Origin of the sequence: Actinomyces sp. B33, from assembly GCF_028437565.1 — a bacterium.
Lineage (GTDB): Bacteria > Actinomycetota > Actinomycetes > Actinomycetales > Actinomycetaceae > Pauljensenia.
Genome location: NZ_JAMRYR010000002.1, coordinates 1 through 20,284 on the forward strand (window position 1 = coordinate 1; position 20,284 = coordinate 20,284).

The 20,284-nt window shown below is 70.6% G+C and carries 18 protein-coding genes and 1 tRNA gene; 10 read left to right on the plus strand and 9 right to left on the minus strand.

The annotated features are described in order from the left end of the window. Positions 1 to 643 precede the first annotated feature (643 nt). Genes M3T53_RS02510 through M3T53_RS02520 form a run of 3 tightly spaced genes read left to right on the plus strand, consistent with a single transcriptional unit; the run spans position 644 to position 2,947 of the window. Entirely contained in the window at positions 644 to 1,426 is a 783-nt protein-coding gene (locus M3T53_RS02510) for an FtsB family cell division protein (RefSeq protein WP_272432880.1), read from the plus strand. Next, entirely contained in the window at positions 1,423 to 1,932 is a 510-nt protein-coding gene (locus M3T53_RS02515; RefSeq protein WP_272432881.1) for a DUF501 domain-containing protein, read from the plus strand. Before M3T53_RS02510 ends, M3T53_RS02515 begins: the two co-directional genes overlap by 4 nt. Before the next feature lie 43 nt (positions 1,933 to 1,975). After that, on the plus strand, positions 1,976 to 2,947 hold the full coding sequence (locus M3T53_RS02520) for a Ppx/GppA phosphatase family protein (RefSeq protein ID WP_272432882.1): 972 nt from the start codon (positions 1,976 to 1,978) through the stop codon (positions 2,945 to 2,947). A 197-nt stretch (positions 2,948 to 3,144) separates the two neighbouring features. Here the strand turns inward: M3T53_RS02520 and nhaA are convergent, their stop codons facing one another. Then, a complete protein-coding gene (gene nhaA / locus M3T53_RS02525; RefSeq protein ID WP_272432883.1) occupies positions 3,145 to 4,383 on the minus strand; it encodes a Na+/H+ antiporter NhaA in 1,239 nt (412 codons plus the stop codon). A 105-nt stretch (positions 4,384 to 4,488) separates the two neighbouring features. Between nhaA and M3T53_RS02530 the strand changes: the two genes are divergently transcribed. The 3 genes from M3T53_RS02530 (at position 4,489) to M3T53_RS02540 (ending at position 6,020) form a co-directional block, all read left to right on the plus strand. Beyond that, a tRNA-Leu gene (locus M3T53_RS02530) sits at positions 4,489 to 4,562 on the plus strand. A 114-nt stretch (positions 4,563 to 4,676) separates the two neighbouring features. Next, entirely contained in the window at positions 4,677 to 5,585 is a 909-nt protein-coding gene (locus M3T53_RS02535) for a Bax inhibitor-1/YccA family protein (protein WP_272432884.1), read from the plus strand. 39 nt (positions 5,586 to 5,624) lie between these two features. Continuing rightward, a complete protein-coding gene (locus M3T53_RS02540) occupies positions 5,625 to 6,020 on the plus strand; it encodes an FKBP-type peptidyl-prolyl cis-trans isomerase (RefSeq protein ID WP_272432885.1) in 396 nt (131 codons plus the stop codon). 87 nt (positions 6,021 to 6,107) lie between these two features. On the opposite strand, the gene msrA is transcribed toward M3T53_RS02540, so the two are convergent. Further along, a complete protein-coding gene (gene msrA / locus M3T53_RS02545) occupies positions 6,108 to 6,716 on the minus strand; it encodes a peptide-methionine (S)-S-oxide reductase MsrA (RefSeq protein WP_272432886.1) in 609 nt (202 codons plus the stop codon). Positions 6,717 to 7,087: 371 nt separating this feature from the next. Then, positions 7,088 to 7,849 (minus strand): isoprenyl transferase, encoded by a 762-nt coding sequence (locus M3T53_RS02550; protein WP_272432887.1) that lies wholly within the window; start codon positions 7,847 to 7,849, stop codon positions 7,088 to 7,090. 196 nt (positions 7,850 to 8,045) lie between these two features. On the opposite strand from M3T53_RS02550, the gene trhA reads away from it, so the two are divergent. Continuing rightward, positions 8,046 to 8,726, plus strand: coding sequence for a PAQR family membrane homeostasis protein TrhA (gene trhA / locus M3T53_RS02555; RefSeq protein WP_272432888.1), 681 nt, complete (start codon positions 8,046 to 8,048; stop codon positions 8,724 to 8,726). A 119-nt stretch (positions 8,727 to 8,845) separates the two neighbouring features. Next, a complete protein-coding gene (greA, locus tag M3T53_RS02560; RefSeq protein WP_272432889.1) occupies positions 8,846 to 9,325 on the plus strand; it encodes a transcription elongation factor GreA in 480 nt (159 codons plus the stop codon). 224 nt (positions 9,326 to 9,549) lie between these two features. On the opposite strand, the gene M3T53_RS02565 is transcribed toward greA, so the two are convergent. The 4 genes from M3T53_RS02565 to xseA are packed head-to-tail and all read right to left on the minus strand — an operon-like array spanning position 9,550 to position 13,539. Beyond that, on the minus strand, positions 9,550 to 10,956 hold the full coding sequence (locus M3T53_RS02565) for an AI-2E family transporter (RefSeq protein WP_272432890.1): 1,407 nt from the start codon (positions 10,954 to 10,956) through the stop codon (positions 9,550 to 9,552). 19 nt (positions 10,957 to 10,975) lie between these two features. Beyond that, the gene (locus M3T53_RS02570) at positions 10,976 to 11,923 is read right to left on the minus strand and encodes a carbohydrate kinase family protein (protein WP_272432891.1); all 948 of its coding nucleotides are present in this window, start codon (positions 11,921 to 11,923) and stop codon (positions 10,976 to 10,978) included. A 50-nt stretch (positions 11,924 to 11,973) separates the two neighbouring features. Next, on the minus strand, positions 11,974 to 12,204 hold the full coding sequence (locus M3T53_RS02575; RefSeq protein WP_272432892.1) for an exodeoxyribonuclease VII small subunit: 231 nt from the start codon (positions 12,202 to 12,204) through the stop codon (positions 11,974 to 11,976). Positions 12,205 to 12,255: 51 nt separating this feature from the next. Further along, complete coding sequence (xseA, locus tag M3T53_RS02580; protein ID WP_272432894.1) at positions 12,256 to 13,539, minus strand: exodeoxyribonuclease VII large subunit; 1,284 nt, start codon at positions 13,537 to 13,539, stop codon at positions 12,256 to 12,258. An 863-nt stretch (positions 13,540 to 14,402) separates the two neighbouring features. Here xseA and M3T53_RS02585 point away from each other — a divergent pair. After that, positions 14,403 to 15,479, plus strand: coding sequence for a 4-hydroxy-3-methylbut-2-enyl diphosphate reductase (locus M3T53_RS02585; RefSeq protein ID WP_272432895.1), 1,077 nt, complete (start codon positions 14,403 to 14,405; stop codon positions 15,477 to 15,479). A gap of 240 nt (positions 15,480 to 15,719) precedes the next feature. On the opposite strand, the gene M3T53_RS02590 is transcribed toward M3T53_RS02585, so the two are convergent. Both M3T53_RS02590 and M3T53_RS02595 read right to left on the minus strand, forming a co-directional pair. Further along, positions 15,720 to 17,036 carry a DNA recombination protein RmuC gene (locus tag M3T53_RS02590; RefSeq protein WP_272432896.1) on the minus strand — a complete coding sequence of 439 codons (1,317 nt, stop codon included), beginning with the start codon at positions 17,034 to 17,036 and terminating at the stop codon, positions 15,720 to 15,722. Between the two features lie 155 nt (positions 17,037 to 17,191). Beyond that, positions 17,192 to 18,223 carry a hypothetical protein gene (locus tag M3T53_RS02595; RefSeq protein WP_272432897.1) on the minus strand — a complete coding sequence of 344 codons (1,032 nt, stop codon included), beginning with the start codon at positions 18,221 to 18,223 and terminating at the stop codon, positions 17,192 to 17,194. Between the two features lie 266 nt (positions 18,224 to 18,489). Here M3T53_RS02595 and ychF point away from each other — a divergent pair, with 266 nt between their 5' ends. After that, entirely contained in the window at positions 18,490 to 19,572 is a 1,083-nt protein-coding gene (gene ychF, locus M3T53_RS02600; RefSeq protein ID WP_272432898.1) for a redox-regulated ATPase YchF, read from the plus strand. Positions 19,573 to 20,284 lie beyond the last annotated feature (712 nt).

Sequence of the window (20,284 nt, forward strand, 5' to 3'; positions counted from 1 at the left end):
AACACCCCGCACCCCGCCCAACCCATGAACCCCCAACCCACACCCACGCACGCGAACACCACCCACACCCACAAGCAACCCCACAACCACAACCCGCACGGAACAAACCCCGCACACCCATCGGGGAATAAGCTCGGACAATGACCGACGCACCCTCACCACCACCCCCGACCCAGACGACCTCACAATCGCGGCTCGCACGAGACGAACCCCGCAACAGCCCCGACTGCCGGCGGGGCGGCACCCACCACAACCAAACCCCCACGCACGAGCAGCCACATGCGCGGGTGGCGTGATTTGGGCTGAAGCTTCGCCTGTACGAGCGCACGAGCGCACGAGCGCGAACAGGCCCAGGACGCTCACACTGAACACTGCGCAGTCGCAATCCGCCCATACCCACGACCAGCCCGGGCGTCGGCGTCGCGGTGGGTGGGTCGGGTGATCCATCACGCGCTCAGTCGGCTCGGGCGGTCTTCGGCAATGGCCCCAACTTGGGGGAGGGGCGCACTTCGCGCGCGGCCGTCTCTCGAGTGTGTCGCCTGTCAGGCCCAAGCGGGTGAGGATGCACTCACGCGCGCGGCCGGCTCGGACATGCCGGGCCCTCAGGCGCCGACCGGAACGGACATAGGGCACCATGGGACCCATGCCCCGCACTCCGCGCCCCGGGCGCCCCCGCGCCCCCAGGCGCTCGAAGCCAGACGCCGCCGACCACGGTCGACGGCGGACCGCTGGCACCCCGAGACCCGCCTCCGGCGCGGCGCCTAGACGCTCGACCGGCCACGACGACGCCCCCTCGACCTCCCGCTCCCCCCGGGCGCCCGAACGCTCCGGCGCCCGCCGCGCCGACGGCGCACGCGCGCGCGGCGATCGCACAACCGCCCAACGCGAACGGACGGCCCCCGACCCGCAGTCGACCCGGCGCTCCCCCGACCCCCGCTCCTTCGCCATCGGCGGCCTCGAGATCTCCGTGCGGATGATCGCCCTGGGGCTGACGGCCCTCGCGCTCCTCGTCCTCCTCGTCCCCTCCGGGCTCCAATGGGCTCGCCAGGAGACCGAGTACCGGGCCATCCAGCAGCGCGTCGCCGACGCCCAGGAGCGCAACGCCCACATGCGCGAGCAACTCGACCTGTGGCAGAACCCCGACTACATCGCCTCCCAAGCGCGCGAACGACTCGGCTACGTCAAACCCGGGCAAACCCAGTACGCCGTCGTCGACCCCGGCGAGGACTACCGAGACGCGGCCCAGGTCGGCGCCGCCCTCGACGAGGGCCCGGCTCGCCCCTGGCTCCAGATCGTCGGTATCCTCATGCGCGAGGCCGATGCGGCCGACGCCGCGCCCGCCCCCGCGGCCGACGAATCCGGTACCGAGCCGCAGGACGAGATCGCGCCCTCGGGCGCCGCACCCGCTCAGGAGGAGAGCAGATGACGACCCCGCCGACCGACCCCGCCACCGAGACGGACCTCGTCGTCCTGCGCGACCAGCTCGGGCGCCTGCCCCGAGGAGTCGTCGGCATCGGGGCGCGCTGCGCGTGCGGACGGCCCACCGTCGTTCAGACCGCTCCCCGCCTCGAGGACGGCACGCCCTTCCCCACGACCTTCTACCTCACCTGCCCGCCGGCCGTGCGCGGATGCTCCACCCTCGAGGCCGAGCACCTCATGGACGACTACAACGCCCTCCTGGCCGAGGACGACGACCTCGCCGCCCGCTACCGCGCCGCCCACGAGGACTACATCGCCCGGCGCCGCGCCCTCGGCGACGTCGAGGAGATCGCCGGCGTCTCCGCCGGCGGCATGCCGACACGCGTCAAATGCCTCCACGCCCTCGTCGGCCACTCCCTCGCCGCAGGCCCCGGCGTCAACCCCATCGGGGACCTCGCTATCGACGAGATGCGCCGACGGGGCCTGTGGGCGCCCGAGCGCTGCACCTGCTGACCGCCCCGGTCGGAGCCGCGAGCGGGTATGGAAGAATCATCCGGTGACCCGAGTAGCAGCCATTGATTGCGGAACGAACTCCATCAGACTCCTCGTCGCCGACGTCGACGCCCAGGGCCCGGGAGGACGCCCCCGCCTGACCGACCTCACCCGCCAGATGCGCATCGTCCGCCTCGGGCAGGGAGTCGACCGGACCGGGCTCCTCGACCCCGCCGCCATCGACCGCGCCGTCGAGGCCGCTGTCGAGTACGCCCGCATGATCGAGGCGCTGGGCGCCGAGCGCATCAGATTCGTCGCCACCTCGGCCACCCGCGACGCGCGCAACCGCCAGGACTTCGTCGACAAGATCACCGCCGTCCTGGGAACCGCCCCCGAAGTCGTCGAGGGCACCGAGGAAGCGTCCCTGTCCTTCGCCGGAGCCGTCGCCGGCCTCGGCGACGACGTCGAGGCCCCCATGCTCGTCGTCGACATCGGCGGGGGCTCGACCGAGCTCGTCCTCGGATCGGACGCCGTCGAGCAGGCGGTCTCCGTCGACATGGGCGCCGTGCGCGTCACCGAGAAGTTCCTCGCCGGCTGCGACCCCGACCAGCCGATCCCCGCCGACGTCCGGGCCGGCGCCGCCGAATGGATCGACGAGCAGCTCGACCGCGCCGAGAGGACCGTCGACCTGCCCCGCGTCCGAAGCCTCGTCGGCGTCGCCGGAACCGTGACCACCCTGACCGCCCAGGCCCTCGGGCTCTCCTCCTACCAGCCCGAGAGGATCCACTCGGCGCGGCTGAGCCCCGACGAGATCGACGAGGCCGTGCGCTTCATGCTCGACCAGCCGGTCGCCGTCAAGGCCGCCCTGGGATTCATGCCCGCCGGGCGCGAGGACGTCATCGCCGCCGGATCCCTGATCTGGAGCCGGATCGTCACCCGCGTCATCGACCGCGCCGCCTCCGCCGGGACGAGCATCGACCGGGTCGTCACCTCCGAGCACGACATCCTCGACGGGATCGCCCTGTCCATGGCCTGAGCCCGGCCCAGCCGAATACGGGCGAGGGAAGCCCACTCTCCGGCACCCCCGTCGCATGCGTCGCGCAGGGCGCGCCCTCGGGCATGGGAAGGGGCCTATCGGCCGGACGCCGCCCAGCCGGGCGAAGAGGATCGTGCCCCGGGCGAGGAGAGGCGCCCGCCCGGGGGCCGGCGCCTCATCGCCCCAATGGGAGGCCGTCAGCGCTCGCGATGCGGAGCCGATCCGCGCGCGTGGACCCGCAGGCGCATCCGCAGGGCGAGGGCCCCGAGCAGCGCCGCGGCGAAAGTCCCGATGATGACGCCGAAGCGGGCGTGGGCGACCATCGTCTCATCGGTGAACGCCAGCCCGCCGATGAGCATCGCGACGGTGAAACCGATGCCGGCGAGCAGGCCGATCGCCGCGATATCCGGCAGGTCGACGCCGTGGCCCAGGCGCAGCCTCGTCGTGCGCGTCAAGACGGCGACAGACCCCCAGATGCCCAGGAGCTTGCCCAGCGGCAGGGCCACGGCGATACCGATCGTCACCGGATCGGTCACCGCGGACGCGACCCCGCCCGGCGCTCCGATGATCGTCACGCCCGCCGCGAAGAACGCGAAGACCGGCAGGGCCAGGCCCGCCGACCACGGCTGGGCGGCCTCGACGAAGTCGTGGGTCATCTGCCCCTGACGGGTCCTCGTCGCCGGGACGACGAGACCCAGGGCGACGCCCGCGATGGTCGCGTGAACGCCGGAGTTGAGCATCAGCGCCCAGGCGAGGACCCCCAGGGGGATCAGCAGCCACCAATGGGTGATCCGGCGATTGACGAGGACCGCGAAGACCGCGATCACCGCCAGCGCCCCCGCCAGTGCCAGGAAGTTCAAGCCCGACGAGTAGAACACCGCGATGACGATGATCGCCAAGAGGTCGTCGACGACCGCCAGCGTCAGGAGGAAGGTCCGCGCCGTCGGCGGCATCCCCTTGCCGAAGAGCGACAGGATCGCGACGGCGAACGCGATGTCGGTGGCCGTGGGGACCGCCCACCCGTTCCACGCGGTCGACCCCGTCGCCGCCTGGACGAGCACGTAGAGCAGCGCCGGGCCGATCATGCCGAAGGCCGCGGCGAGCATCGGCAGGGCCGCCTCCTTCATGTCGCGCAGGGCGCCGGTGACGAACTCCGTCTTGAGTTCGAGGCCGACGACGAAGAAGAAGATCGTCAACAGTCCGTCGGCGGCCCACTCGTGGACCGACAGGTGCAGGCCGATAGAGGCCGGGCCGAACTCGATGTGGGCGAGGTGGTGATAGGCGTGGGACAGCGGCGAGTTCGCGACGAGCAGCGCGATCATCGCGACGACGATGACGATCATGCCGGAGACCGTCTCGTCGGCGAGCAGGGAGCGCAGGCGCCCGACGAATGAGGGGGTCAGACGCCGGGTCCCGGTGCGGGAGGAGGGGCTCATGGACGCGGAGTCCTTCCATGTCGGTGATGAGAGAATGCCCGCAGCAGTCTAACGATCTCGATAGAATGCGGCCCGGCGAATGGGCGGCTCAGACCCCGCCCGCGGGCCCCCGTAGCCCAATCGGCAGAGGCAACCGACTTAAAATCGGCGTGTTGTGGGTTCGAGTCCCACCGGGGGTACGACCGGCCCCGCTCGACCTCGTCGGACGACGCCCCCGGCCCCGTCGAGCGAACTCCCAGCCGCCCATGGGACACTGATCCCGTTCACGTCCCTGACCCGAGGGGAGACTTGCCATGGGCAACCCCGTCTTCACCAAGCTTGAGAACCAATGGGCGCAGGCCCCCGCCTCGTCGACCACGCCCGCCGGCTACCCGACGATGCCCGGCTACACCGTCGGCGCGAACACCGATCCCGCCCCGACGGCCGACCCGCGATCCCCCTACCAGTCGTCCGTTCGGCCCCCGTCGGACGACGATTTCGAGCACCGGTTCAACGCCTCCTCGGCCGACACGGTCGACCGGGGCCGGATGACCTACGACGACGTCATCATGCGGACCGGCATGTCCTTCGGGGTCCTCCTGGTCGTCGCCGCCGCCGGATGGATGCTCGTCGGAGCGGCCCCCGCCCTCGGACTCGCCGTCTCGGCCGGCGCCCTGCTCGTCGGGTTCGTCCTCGCGATGGTCAACTCCTTCTCGAAGACGATCCGACCCGCCCTCATCCTCGCCTACGCGGCTGTCGAGGGCCTGGCGCTCGGCACGCTGTCGGCCGTGTTCGAATTCATGTACCCGGGGATCGTCGTCCAGGCGCTCATCGCGACGGTCGCCGTCTTCGGCGTCACCCTGGCCCTCTTCGCCTCCGGGCGCGTGCGCAACTCGCCCAAGCTCGCCCGATTCACTCTGATCGCCCTCGTCGCCCTCCTCGTCTACCGCCTCATCAATCTCGTCCTGTCGCTGACCGGGGTCCTGTCGGGAGGCATCGACTCGATGACCGTCATGGGGCTGCCGCTGGGCGTCGTCGTCGGCGTCGTCGCCGTCCTCATCGGAGCGTTCTGCCTGATCCAGGACTTCGATCAGGCCAAGACCGGGGTCGAGCGCGGTATGCCGTCGATCTACGCGTGGTCGTGCGCATTCGGCATGATGGTCACCGTCGTGTGGATGTACGTCGAGATCCTCCGTCTCCTGTCGTACCTGCGCAACAACTGACATCGGCCGCTCGGCCCCCAGACATCGGAAGGACACCCCATGGAGAACATCACCGTCACCGGCGACTTCGGCCGCAAACCCGCCCTCGACTTCGTCGGCGACCCCTCCGACGACCTCCTCGTCGACGTCCTCCACGAGGGCGACGGCCAGGAGGTCGAGGCCGGCGACACGATCCGCTGCCACTACCTCGGTCAAGTGTTCGGCGGCGACGTCTTCGACAACTCCTACGACCGCGGCCAGGCCCTGAGCTTCCAGATCGGGGTCGGCATGGTCATCCGCGGGTGGGACGAGGGGCTCGTCGGCCACCGGGTCGGCTCGCGCGTCCTCCTGTCGATCCCGTCGGAGTACGGCTACGGCGAGCGCGGTGTCCCGCAGGCGGGGATCCGCGGCGGAGACACGCTCGTGTTCGTCACGGACATTCTCGGCATCGCCTGACATCCGCCCCGCTGATACGAGGCCCCGGCCGGTCCGCACTCGGATCGGCCGGGGCCCGTTTCGCTGCCCGGGGAACCCGGGGCCGCGTCAGGACAGGGGGCAGGGGATCCCCGTGCGGGCGTGGCATTCGTAGCCGCCGGGGTTCTTGAAAAGGTACTGCTGGTGGTAGTCCTCGGCGTACCAGAAGGGGCCGGCCTCGGCGGCCGGCGCGATCGTCGTCGTGATCGGGCCGAACCCCCTCTCCGCCAGTTCGCGCCCGTAGGCGTCGCGGACGCGAACGGCGGCCTCGGCCTGATCCGGGGTGGTCGTCCAGATCGCGCTGCGGTACTGGGGCCCCACGTCGTTGCCCTGGCCGTCGGCCTGGGTCGGGTCGTGGATCTCGAAGAACGAGGCGATGAGCCGGTCCGGCGCGAGAAGATCGGCGTCGAAGACGACGCGGACGGTCTCCGCGTGGCCCGTCGCGCGCGTGCACACCTGCTCGTAGGTCGGCGATTCGACATCGCCGCCCATGTAGCCGGTGGCGGTCGCGACGACGCCGGGGAGGCTCCACATGGCCTTCTCGACGCCCCAGAAGCAGCCGGCGGCCAGGTGGATCGCCTGCTGGGAGCCGGTGGGCTCCAGGTCCACGGGGGTCCCGAGGACCATGTGGGTCGTCAGGCGGACGGGGGAGTCTGAGGCTTTGAAGAGGAATTTCATGGGGCTCATTGGACCACGGCCCGCGGGTCCGCGCCCAGTGGTCCTCCTCACCCCTGAGACGCCTCGCGAGGCCGAGTCGGACCCGGATGGACGCTGGACGCCGACCGGTCGGCGCGAGGCGCGGGAACGGGGGTTCCTCCTCGTCCGCGCGCGCAGGGTGCCACGCACCGGGTCGGACGTGTCCTCGGCGACGCGCGTTCCTCGTCCGCGCGCAGGGTGCCGAGCAAGCGCCGCTACGTCGAGGAGACTCGCCGACGTCCTCGCCCGCGCGCAGGGTGCCACGGGTGATTTTCTCCGTTGAGAAGCGGATGATCCTCGTCCACGTGCGAGCAAGGCGCGCAGTCGCACCGCTGGTCGGCCGAATCGACGGGCTATCGGCCGTGGCGGCGCTCGCGCTGCGAGTAGGAGCGCAGGGCCCGCAGGAAGTCGATCCTGCGGAAGTCGGGCCAGTAGACCTCGCAGAAGTAGTACTCGGAGTGGACCGACTGCCACAGCATGAACCCGGAGAGGCGCTGCTCCCCCGAGGTGCGGATCACGAGGTCCGGGTCGGGCTGATCCCTCGTGTACAGGTGGGCGGTGATGTCGGCGTCGCTCAGCGAGTCGGCCAGATCCGTCAGCGAGCGCCCCTGGGCGGCGGCGTCGCGCATGAGGGCCCGGACGGCCTCGGTGATCTCGTGGCGGCCCCCGTATCCGACGGCGACGTTGACGCTCATGCCGTCCACGCCGCGCGTCGAGGCGACCGCGGCCGTCAGGCGATCGGCGACCGGTTCGGGCAGCAGTCCGAGGTCGCCGACGATCGCCAGGCGCCAGGAGCCCTGCGCGGCCAGGGCGTCGACGGCGTCGCAGATGATGCCCAGGAGCTCGGTGAGCTCCCCCTCGGCGCGCCCGAGGTTGTCGGTCGACAGCAGCCACAGGGTGACGATGTCGACGCCGGCGTCGCGCGCCCATCCGAGGAACTCCGAGATCTTCCCGGCTCCGGCCCGGTGCCCCTGGGAGGGGGTGGTGCCGATGGATTTGGCCCACCGGCGGTTGCCGTCGAGGATGACGCCGACGTGGGCGGGGACCCGCGCGCCCGAGAGCTCGGACCGCAGGCGGTGCTCGTAGAGGTCGTAGAGCAGATTCCACTGCGCCATGAGGGGCCTCCCGATCGTTCCTCGGCGTGTCGTTCCTGGGCGCGCGCCGGCGGCGCGCGCGTCCGGGCCAGCGTATCGTCATTCGAGGAGGCCTGGAGGCCACGGGAGACGGTCCGGCGGATCCGGATCGGACACATAACCTACGGCGTAGTAACCTACGGTCACGTAGGGAAGTGGTCGTCGACGGGAGGATTCAGTGAAGATCGCGTCGCTCAAACCGCCGGAATGGATGTCCGACCAGATCATCGCCGTCAAGCCCCGGCTGCGCGGATGGCTCCACCTCGTCGCCGCGCCCCTGTCCCTCGCGGCCTCGATCGTCCTCGTGTGCCTCGCTCCGACGCCCGCCACGGCATGGGCGTCCGTCGTCTACCTCGTCGCCTCACTGATCCTCTTCGGGGTCTCCGCCGCCTACCACCGCTTCTACTGGGCACCCCCGTGGGAGCGCTTCTGGCGGCGCCTCGACCACTCCAACATCTTCCTCCTCATCGCCGGGACCTACACGCCCCTGACGGTCGCCCTCCTCGACCGGGACGACGCCGCTGTCCTCCTGGGCGTCGTCTGGGCCGGCGCCCTCGCCGGGATCCTCCTCAACCTCCTGTGGCCCGCGGCCCCCAGGTGGGTCGCCACCGGCGTGTACGTCGCCCTCGGATGGGTCGCCATCGCCTACCTCCCCCAGCTGTGGGCCGCCGGCGGCCCGGCCATCGTCTGGCTCATCGTCGCCGGCGGCGTCCTCTACACATTCGGTGCCCTCGTCTACGGGATCAAGCGCCCCGACCCGTGGCCCGCCTGGTTCGGATTCCACGAGATCTTCCACCTGCTGACCGTCCTGGCGTGGGCCTGCCACTGCGTCGCCGTCTACCTCGCGGTCCTCGGCTGACCGGGCCGACCGACGGACGCCGGCGCCGCTTCGCCGCGAGTCGGACCCCTCCTTGGTATGATGGCGCTCATATCCCCGCCGGCGCCTGTCAGGTGCCGGCATTTCATTCGGAGGAACCCATGGCCGACACCCAGTGGCTGACCCAGGCCCAGTACGACCTGCTCAAGAACGAACTCACCGAACGCGTCGAGGTCAAGCGCGTCGAGATCGCCCGACTCATCGACGCGGCCCGCCAGGAGGGCGACCTGCGCGAGAACGGGGGCTACCACGCCGCCCGCAACGAGCAGTCCCTCAACGAGACCCGCATCCAGGCCCTTCAGGAGATGCTGGAGAGCGCCGAGGTGGGGGAGACGCCCGCCGACGACGGCGTCGTCGAACCCGGCATGGTCGTCACCGCCCTCGTCGCCGGGCGCGAGCAGAAATTCCTCCTCGGGTCGCGCGACGCCGGCGGAGACCTGGGGATCCAGGTGTTCTCCGCCCAGGCTCCTCTCGGCGCGGCCGTCCTCGGGCACAAGCCCGGCGACACCCTGTCGTACGAGGCCCCCAACGGCAAGACCATCGAGGTCGAGATCCTCGACGCCACGCCCTTCCTCGGCTGACCCGCCGTCGGCGCCCCGGGCCGGCGCAAAAGCGCCGGCGCGGGGCCGTTCCTCGTCGGCGGCGCCGACTCGCGCGTTGCGCAACGGTCGTGGCGATCCCGGCGCCGCCGCCCGGCTCTTGACCCCGCCCCGGCGGGGCCTCGGAGGGGCCGGGCGCATCGGATCGATACGGGGTGCGCTCCCCGTTCGGATGAGCGGCGGCCCGCCCCTAGTGAGGACTGGGCCTACTTCTCCTCGGGCTTCTCCTCCTCCGAGGTCCCCTCCAGCGCACGGTCGGCCCCGGACGTCCCAGCGCCCTCGCCCTCGGCGGCGCCGTCGGCCGGATCCCCCTTCTGATCGCGCGTCGCCGCCCCGTAGGAGGCGCGCACCATCTCGTCGAGCATCCCCGGGGGCCCTCCGGGACGGTCACTCCTCGCCGCCAGCGCCGGCATCGGGTCGTAGCCGTGGAGGTAGAGGAACGTCGCGTTGAGGAACGCGGCGATCGGCACGCCGAACACGGCGCCGGGGATCCCCGCGAGGGACCCCGCCGCCGCCACGACGAGGAGCACGGCCATCGGGTGCAGGGACACGGCGTTCGACATCAGCAGGGGTTGCAGGAGATTCGACTCGACCTGCTGGACCGCGAGGATGACGACGAGCATGATGAGGCCGGCCGTCAGTCCCTGGTCGACGAGGGCGACGAACACCGCGATGGCGCCTGACACGAGTGCGCCGACGATCGGCACGAAGGACGCGAAGAACACGACGACGGCGATCGGCAGGACCAGCGGCAGCCCGAGGAAGAAAGCTCCCAAGCCGATGCCGATGGCGTCGATGGCGGCGACCTGGATCTGCGTGCGCACGTAGGAGCCGAGCGTCACCCACCCGCGGATCGCCGACTCGTGGAGCGGCACGCGCGCGGGCGCGGGGAACAGTCGAACGAACCACAGCCAGATGCGCCGCCCCTCCTTGAGGAAGAAGAACAGGCAGAAGGCGGTGATGAGCAGGCTGGAGAACAGGGAGACGACCGAGGAGGTGACCGACAGCGCGCCGGTGGCGAGCTGCTGGGTATTCTGCTGGACCCACCCGGTCAGTTCGTTCTGCACCGTCGTCAGCGCCGAGTCGATGACGGTCGCGTCGAACTTCAGCGGCCCCTCCTGGATCCACGTGAAGATCGCGCCGAACCCCCCCGACGCCTGAGCGAACAGACGCGGGATCTGCTGGAAGATCTCACTGCCGGCCTGCGACAGGGCGGCGACCACGAGGACGAGGAGGAACAGGAGGCCCAGGACCGCGGCAAGAGTGCGCGGCACGCGCAGCCGGTTGACCAGCCACGACACGAGGGGCTCGAGGAGGACAGCCAGGAGCAGGGCGATCGCGACCGGCATGATGATGATCGACAGGTGCATAGCCGCCCAGATGATCCCCGCAGCGGCGACAGCGACGACGATGGCCCGCCACGACAGGGCGGCGGCGACACGCAGGCTCCAGGGGACCGCCGTCGTCGCATCCCGATCCCCCCTGAGGGAGTCCCCGGGGAGGAAGGGGACGTCATCTCGCGAGGGCGCGCCGGGGCGTTCGCCCCGGCGCGCCGCGAGGCGCTCGAAGACGGCGGCGACGCGGGCCCTGCGACCGGGGGGCATCATGTTCATCGGCTTCCTCTCTCCTCGTTCAGGCGTCGAGTTCGTCCAGTTCGTCCGCCCACGGGGGGTTCGCCCCGGCGCGCGAGACGGTGACGTCGGAGACCGACGAGGCGCGCGCGAGGATCCGCGCGACCGTCTCCTCGTCGATGGAGGCGAGGGCCTCGCGGGCCTGTGCGCCGCGCAGTCCCAGGCCCCACATGGCGTCGAGGAGGCCTCCCATGAAGGAGTCTCCGGCCCCCACGGTGTCGACGACCTCGACCTTCTTCGGGGCGTGCGCGAGGCGGACTCCCGAGCGGGTGACGCCCAGGCCGCCCTCCTTGCCGCGGGTGACGACGACGAGTGACGGGCCCAGGGCCAGCCAGCGCTCGATCGTCGTGTCGAGGTCGTGGCCGCCGGTCAGCCAGGCGATGTCCTCGTCGGAGACCTTGACGAGGTCGGAGACCGCGACGAAGCGCTCGACGAGGGAGAGGGCCTCCTGCGGCGACCCCATGATCGACGGCCGGGCGTTCGGGTCGTAGGCGATGAGGGCGTGGTCGCGGGCCCTTTCGAGGGCGGCGAGGATGTCGAGGGCGCCGGGCAGCTGAGCGGCGGAGATCGACCCGGCCTCGACGATCTGCGCGGCGGGGGAGACCCGGATGGGGGCGGGCGGGGCCCAATCGAAGTCGAAGGTGTATGTCGCCGCGCCGTTCTCGTCGAGGAGGGCCAGGGCCGTCATCGTCCGATCCGCCCCGGATGATTCGGGGGTGATGGTCACGCGGGAGGCGCCGAAGTGCTCCTCGACGACGCGCCCGCGCGCATCGTGCCCGTACCAGGTCTGCAGAGCGACCGGGCGGCCGAGGCGGCCGAGGGTCATGGCGACGTTGGCGGGGGAACCGCCGGGGATCTCCGTGGCGTCCTGAGGGCGTCCTGCGGGCGAGACGATGTCGATGAGGGTCTCACCGATGGCGAGGATGTGCGCGTCGCGCTCGATGTCCATGGCTCTCCTTCGTCTGGCGGCGCGCCGCCGCGCCGGATCCGAGAGTGATTCTAGTCGCCGTCGCCCTCGCCCTGCGATGAGGCGCGGGCCAGGCGCGCGTGGGCGTCGTCGAGGATCGTGCGGCAGCGGGACGCCAGGGCCTCCCCGCGCTCCCACATCGCGAGGGTGTCGTCGAGAGGGGCTTGGCCGGACTCCAGGTCGCGGACGATCGCGACGAGTTCGTCGCGCGCCTGCTCGTAGGTCAGGGCGGCGGGGTCTGGGCGGTCGGCGGGCGATGACATGGGCGGCCTCCGAATGGTCGGAACGGTGGGACGGGGGATGGGGGTGGGGCGTCAGTCGGGGGAGCGGTCGGGGACGGGGGCCGTCCCGAAGACCTGGGCGACCATGCGGCCGCGCGCGAGGACGCCCTCGACGAGGTCGCCCTTCTTCACGTCGGCGGCGTCGGTGACGAGGGCTCCCGAGGGGAGCCTGAGGAGGGCGTACCCGCGGTCGAGGGTCGCCTGGGGGGACAGGGCCGCCAGGGAGGCCCGTGCGGCGGCGAGATGCTGGGCCTCGACGGACAGGCGCCTTTCGAGGGCCGCGCGCATCCCGAGGACGCGGGCCTCGACGGCCTCCCGGTGCCCTTCGAGGACAGCGCCGGGGGATTGGAGGACCGGTCGGGAGGAGAGCAGGTCGAGGCCATGCCGTTCGGCGGACAGGCGCGCGGCGAGAGCCTGGCGGGCCCGCGAGACGGCCTGGCCGATGCCGTCGAGCTCGCGGACCCGGTCGGGGACGATCCGGCGGGCCGCGTCGGTCGGCGTCGAGGCGCGGTAGTCGGCGACGAGATCGAGGAGGGGGGAGTCCCCCTCGTGCCCGATGGCCGAGACGACGGGCGTGCGGGCCGCGGCGACGGCGCGGACCATGGTCTCGTCGGAGAAGGGCAGGAGGTCCTCGACGGCGCCTCCGCCTCGAGCGATGACGATGACGTCGATGTCGGGGAGGGAGTCGAGGTCCTCCAACGCCCGGCAGACCTCGCGCACGCAGTGGTCGCCCTGCACGGCGACCTCGCGCACCTCGAAGTCGGCGCCGGGGAAGCGGTCGCGCGCGTTGATGAGGACGTCGTCCTTCGCCTTCGCGTTGCGCCCGCAGATCAGGCCGATCCGACGGGGGAGGAAGGGCAGGGGCTTCTTCCGATCGGAGGAGAAGAGGCCCTCGGCGGTCAGGACCCGGCGCAGGTGCTCGATCCGGGCGAGGAGATCCCCGAGCCCCTGGAGGTGGACTTCGGCGGCCTGGAGGTTGAGGCGCCCGGAGCGCTCCCAGAACACGGGCTTGACCCGGGTGACGACCCGCGCGCCCTCCTCGAGGCCGGCGCCGACGGCGTCGATGACGCCGGCCCATGCGGTGACGGTCATCGAGGTGTCCGTGTCGAGATCGCGCAGGGTGAGGAAGTGCATCTTCGCGCCGGGGCGGACTTTGTACTCGACGACCTGGCCCTCGACCCACAGAGGGGACATGCGGTCGACGTAGATCCTGATGTTCTCGGTCAGACGGCGCAGGGGCCACGGGTTGTCGCGCGTCGTGTCCGCCGCGCGCGCCGCGGCGGGGCGTGGGCTGTGGTCGGGCAGGTCGTCTGGCACCCGATCAATATGCCACAGGCCGCCCCCATCTGCGGTCCTGCGCTCCGCGGGGCCCCGCCCGGCTCCGAATGAGCCCGACGGCCCGGTCCGCTCGCGGTCGATCCACTTCAGCCTCCTGGCGACCAGCGCCGTGCGAGGCGGCCCGGCCCGCTCGGGACCGATCTTGACCGGCGCATGATCGAGGGGATCGCCTGCGACGGCGCGGTCCGCTCGGGGCTGATCGCGGGGCCCGGGTTCTGCGGTCGTGGGTCCCGGGGGCTCTCCTGCTGCTCGTGCGGCGACTGTTTCGTCTGGGCCTCGTCCGTCCGGCTCGGTCGGCCGCCCCTCGCCTCGTCCGGCGAACGCCGCTGTCGGCGCCCGGGTCCTGGCACGCGCGGGCGCGGTCGAGGGCCCGAATAGGTGGGCGGCGTCGTCGTCACCCGGTCCTTGCGCGTGCGGGAGCAGTGGAGCAGCTCGGCGATATCTTCCGCTGCCGGCGCCTGGGTCCGGGTCCGCCTCGTCCATCCGATCCGGACGCCGGATGGATACCCGTACCCCGTCGATCCCGCCCCCGCTCGTGCGGCGACCGTTTCGCCCAGGCTTCGTCCGTCCGGCTCGGTCGCCACCCCTCGCCTCGTCCGCCGAACGCCGCTGTTGGCGCCCGAGTCCAGGCATGCCTCGTCCATTCGATCCGAATTCCGCCGACCCCGCCCCGCCCCCGCTCGCGGATGCGCAACGGAGGCGCCGGCCCAGCAGGCGACTCAGACGGGACCGCCCTCCCGCGGCCCCACGACCGGCATCCGCGCGCCCGACCCGGATCCGCCGGCCTGTGGCATCCGTCCCCTGTGCGGCGCCCGCGCGCCCCCGCCACTAGATTGGACGCCATGACTGACGCTCCCGTCGACCTGCGCGCCGGCGCAGACGACACCTTCGACGACGCGACCCCCGCCCCAACAGGAGCGGGCCGGATCCTGCTAGCGGCCCCCCGCGGCTATTGCGCAGGCGTCGACCGGGCCGTCGACGTCGTCGAGAAGGCCCTCGACCTCTACGGCGCTCCCGTCTACGTCCGCAAGGAGATCGTCCACAACAAATTCGTCGTCGAATCCCTGTCCAAGCGCGGAGCGATCTTCGTCCAGGACACCGACGAGGTCCCCGAGGGGGCCCGCGTCGTCTTCTCCGCCCACGGCGTCTCCCCCCAGGTCCACGCCTCCGCCGCAGCGCGCAACCTCGCGACCATCGACGCGACCTGCCCCCTGGTCACCAAGGTCCACCGCGAGGCCGTCCGCTTCGCCAAGGAGGACTACGACATCATCCTCGTCGGCCACCAGGGCCACGAGGAGGTCGAGGGGACCTTCGGCGAGGCGCCCGACCACATCCAGGTCGTCGGCAGCCCCGACGAGGTCGACTCCGTCGTCGTGCGCGACCCCGAGCGCGTCGTGTGGATCTCGCAAACGACCCTGTCAGTCGACGAGACCCGTGAGACCGTCGACCGCTTGCGCCAGCGATTTCCCCGCCTCATCGACCCGCCGTCCGACGACATCTGCTACGCGACGCAGAACCGGCAGGTCGCCGTCAAGCACATCGCCCCCGACGTCGACGTCATGGTCGTCGTCGGCTCGGCGAACTCGTCGAACTCCGTGCGCCTCGTCGAGGTCGCCCTCGAAGCCGGGGCGGGCAGCGCCCACCGCGTCGACAAGGCCGAGGAGCTGCGCGAGGAGTGGTTCGAGGGGGCCAGGAAGGTGGGGCTGACCTCCGGGGCGTCGGTCCCGGAGATCCTCGTGCGCGACGTCGTCGAATGGCTCCAGGCCAGGGGGTTCCCCACCGTCGAGGTCGTGCGCACGCAGACCGAGACGACGACTTTCGCCCTGCCCCGTAATCTGCGCTCCGAGCTGTCGAAGTCCGGTCTGGTTGATGGGCGGCCTCACGCCCCCCGCCGGGCGGGTCCGGACCACACGAGCTGACCGGCTGCGCGCGCCCTCTCCGCCCTTTTCCCCCGAAAACGAACATTTCCCACGATATCGGGGCCCGAATTTTCGCTTTGGTAGGAAAACCGGGCCAACGCCTCGTCTCCACAGGCGGACGAGGACCCGGAGACCGGCCGACTCGCAGTCGTGCGGGTCAGATGCAGATGCCGGATGACCGTCCCCAGATGCCGGCCGGACGACGGGGGAGGCGACGGCGCGGCATCGCCGACCCGCGGTTCAATCGATGTCTGACCTGTCGAGGAACTCCGGCTGGGACAGCGACCGAACGGCCGCCGCATCCGAGTCGAGGGGCCCCGCCCCGGTTCCCAGACCCAGGGCCTTGTCACCCAGGGCGTCGAACCGGCGGAAGGTGACGAGCACACGGGATTCCAGGGACGATATCGCCGCGTTGTAGGATTTGACGGACTTCGCCAATCCCGCTCCCAACTGTTCGAGGTGCCGGACGAACACCGACAGCCGCTCGACGAGTTCGCGTCCGGCGACGACGATGTCGCGGGCCTCCTGCGTCGCCTGAGCGGACCTCCACACCGCGGCGATCGACCTCAGGAGGGCCAACAGGGAGGCGGGAGAGACGAGGACGATGCCGGCGTTGAGAGCCTCGTCGAGCAGGCCGGGATCGGCGTCGAGAGCCTCCGACAGGAGTGCCTCCGAGGGCAGGAACATGACGGTCACCTGCGGGGAATCGGGGAAATCCGCTGGGTAGTCGCGCTTCTTCAGGGCCAGGACATGAGTGCGCACGGCCCTCGCGTGCTCGGCGAGGAGGGCTCTCCGCTCGTCGGCGCGGTCGTCGTCGGAAGCGGGGATCTCATGCGCCTTGAGATAGGCGGACATCGGGGCCTTCGCATCGATGGCGATGTGAGCGTCGTTCGGGAGGTGGACGATGACATCCGGACGACCTCGCGAGGGTGTGTCGGCCGAGCCGGAACGGGGGCCGGTGAAGCCCGAACTCGCCTTCTGGGAGTCGAAGTCGACCCGTTCGAGCATGCCCGACGATTCGATGACGCGCCGCAGTTGGACCTCTCCCCAGGAGCCGCGAGAAGACGAGTGGTGGAGGGCGTCTGACAGGGATTGCGTCGTGCGGGCCAGTCGCGCGGCGACGGCGGCGTCGTCCGAGAGGTGCTGGTCGATGCGGGTGAAGCGCTCGGCGGTGGCGGACTCCAGGGCTCGGACGTAGCGGTCGACCTCGCCGAGTTTCTGGGTGATCGGGGTCAGAGCCCGTAGGACTGCGTGATCCGCGTCGATCCGCTCCTGGAGTTCTGAGGCCTGCTGGTCGAGCTGGAGGGAACGGCCCTTGTAGAAGTGCGCCTCCTTGGCGCTGCGCGAGGCTTCGTCGCGCAGACGGCCGAGTTCGGCGTTGGCGGAGGCCAGGCCGTTGAGGGCCTCGTCGAGGCGAGCGCGGGTGTGGGACAGTTCGAGACGCTCAGAATCCGGGGCGGAGGGCGCGCGCGAGGAGGCGACCGCCCAACCGAGGGCCGCGCCCAGGCCCAGGGCGAGGAGGAGCAGGAGGACGAGGATGCCGATCGGGAGGGTCATATCGGCAGGGTACGAGGCGGCACTGGCATCTGCGGTCGCCGGCTTATCCAGGCGTTTCCTACCAAAGCGAAAATTCGGGCCCCGATACCGTGGGAAATGTTCGTTTTCGGGGGAAACGGTGGAAATGGGCGCGAAAGAAGGGCCGTCCCGATGAATCAGACGACGGGGAGCCGCGCGTGGAAACTCCGTTCCAGAGGACCGATCTGCAGTGGGCGTCCGGATGCTCGTTCGATACGGGTCTGCAATCTGTTTCTCAGTGCTCTGGGATCCTTGAGATCGGGCCATCCCACGCGGATCACGGTCCATCCGAGGTCCTCCAGGTCTCGTTGCCGGGCCATGAGCGCGATCTGCGCCCTCCGGAACTCCTCCGAGTCCGAGCCCATCTTGACGACCCCGTCGAACTCGAAGGCGATCCCTCTCTCCGGGAGCGCGGCATCGAGGAAGTAGATCCTCCCATGGGAGTGGACTTCGACCTGGGTCCGGATCTTCTCCCCGCTCAGACTCAGGAGAACGCCGAGGAGGGCTTGCTCGCCGATGCTCTCGCAGGCGGCATCGGCATGAGCCAGGATGAGCCCGGCACCGGTTCCTCGGCTGACGGGGCCATAGGCGTCCAGCGTCTCGAGGAGATCGCGCCGGACCGCCGCCTCGCGCTCGCGCGACTGCTCGACGCAGAAGCGGTCGAATCGGCTGAGTCGTCGCAAGATCGCGCAGGCGGTGACGAATCCGTCGAGGAACGGCCTCTGAACAGCCATTTGCACGGCCGTGTCGATCAGCCCGGTGGCCTCGATCCCTGCGACTGCGCAGGGAGGATGGGCTGGCGGTCGCCGGTACGACCAGGCGCGAACTGCGCGGACGCTGGTTCCGGCCAGGCTCATCTGGGGCAGCTCGACGACTCGATTCGAGCGTGGTCGGTGGAATCTGATCTCCGGGGGCGAGGACAGGGCGGGGATGCCGTGGATGACCATCGCGGATTCGAGGGCGAAGACGGGGGCGATCCGATGGGCGAGGCCGGTGGCGAGGATGCGCGCTTCGGTGGCGATCGAGCGTGCGCCCCATGCGGGGAGCGGGGTCGGGATCGCCGATTTCCGCAGGCCGAAGCCGTGCCGGATGCGGATGAGATCCGCGCGGGCGATGGAGGTCTCGTGTCTGCCGGTCAGGGGAACGATGTCGTCGAGGCTGAGGTGCATCCTCACAGGGTGGCTGGTGCTCATCTTCAGGAGGAGCAGGGAGGGGCGGGGCTGTGGACGGTTCGGGTCGTCGTCCGGCTGTGGAGACGAGGCGTTGGCCCGTCTTTTCCTACCAAAGCGAAAATTCGGGCCCCGATACCGTGGGAAATGTTCGTTTTCGGGGGAAACGGTGGGACGAGGTCCGGGGCGAGGGCAGAGGCGAGCGAGGGAGACGGGGGGGAGAGCGCGCGAGGCCCTGCGGGGCGCGGTCGACTAGGATCGCAGGCGTGTCTCTCACCATCGGAATCGCCGGACTGCCGAACGTCGGCAAGTCGACCCTGTTCAACGCCCTGACCCGCGCCACCGTGCTCGCGGCGAACTACCCCTTCGCCACCATCGAGCCCAATGTCGGGGTCGTGCCCCTGCCGGATCCGCGTCTGGGTGTCCTCGCCGAGAAGTTCGGCTCGGAGAGGATCGTCCCCGCCACAGTGTCTTTCGTCGACATCGCGGGCATCGTCCGAGGCGCCTCCGAGGGCGAGGGCCTGGGCAACCAGTTCCTCGCCAACATTCGCGAGGCCGATGCGATCTGCCAGGTCACTCGCGCCTTCGCCGACCCCGATGTCGTCCACGTCGACGGCAAGGTCGACCCGGCCTCGGATATCGAGACGATCCAGACCGAGCTGATCCTCGCCGACATGCAGACCCTGGAAAAGCAGATCCCGCGACTGGAGAAGGAGGTCCGCGGCAAGAAGACCGAACCCGTGGTCCTCGAAACCGCGCGCGAGGCCCTGGCCCTCCTGGAAAGGGGCGAGTTGCTGAGCGGGCCGGCGGGTGCCGACCTCGATCAGGAGGCCCTGAAGTCCTTCCAGCTGATGACGACCAAGCCGTTCATCTTCGTGTTCAATATGGACGCCGCCGGAATGGAGGACGAAGCGCTCCAAGCCGACCTCGAAGCGCTGGTGGCCCCCGCCGAGGCGATCTTCCTGGACGCCCAGTTCGAGGCCGAGCTCGTCGAGCTCGACGAGGACGACGCCCGCGAGATGCTCGCCGAATCGGGACAGGACGAGTCCGGCCTCGACAAGCTGGCCCGCGTCGGCTTCGCCACCTTGGGCCTGCAGACGTACCTGACCGCCGGGCCGAAGGAGACCCGTGCGTGGACGATCCACCGAGGCGACACCGCCCCCAAGGCGGCCGGCGTCATCCACACGGATTTCGAGCGCGGGTTCATCAAGGCCGAGATCGTCTCCTTCGACGACCTCGTCGAATTCGGGTCGGTCCAGGAGGCGCGGGCGGCAGGTCGGGTCCGCATGGAAGGCAAGGACTACGTCATGGCCGACGGCGATGTCGTCGAGTTTAAATTCAATGTGTGACGGATCGCTTGGGGTCCTGGGGATTCCGGAAATCCGACGACGTCCGCAGGGGTACGCGTGGCCAGCCGGTATGACGGAGCCCCGGATCCGTGAGGCCTCGACCCGTGTCAGCGCATAGACTCGCGCTGAATAATCCGTCATGGAGAGGTTCCTGTCGGCCCGGCCGACGCTCGTGAACCGTTGAAGTAGGCGCGACCCGGCCGGCATCAGGAGATCCTCCGGGACGATCCATCTGAACGCCTCCGTCGACAAGACGCGGTGGCGGCCCGCCGTGCGTGCACCTGCGCGCCCTCGTGACTGGTCCGCACGGGCAGCGTCCGGCTCCAAAGCCTCTGAAGACCCCGGTGCGTTCAAGGCTCTGGTGTCGGTATAGCCGCGCCGACGATGCGCAGTGAAGCAGTGAAGATGATCCGGCCCTCAGTCGCGATGGGCGCGGGAGGCGACGCGACCGAGGCCCTCGGACGGCAGCGGGGCGAACGAGGGTGCTTGGCCGGTGGTGGGTCGGACGAGGGCGTTTGATCGCCAGCAAGCCGGACAGGGGCCCTCGGTCGATGGCGGGTTGGACGACGGCGTACTCCGCCCGATCCGTGACCCCGCTGGGATGAGGGCGCTTGGCCGCCAGCAAGCCGGACGGGGCCCTCGGTCGATGGCGGGTTGGCCGATAGCGCACTCCGCCCGATCCGTGACCCCGCTGGGACGGGGGAACACGAGC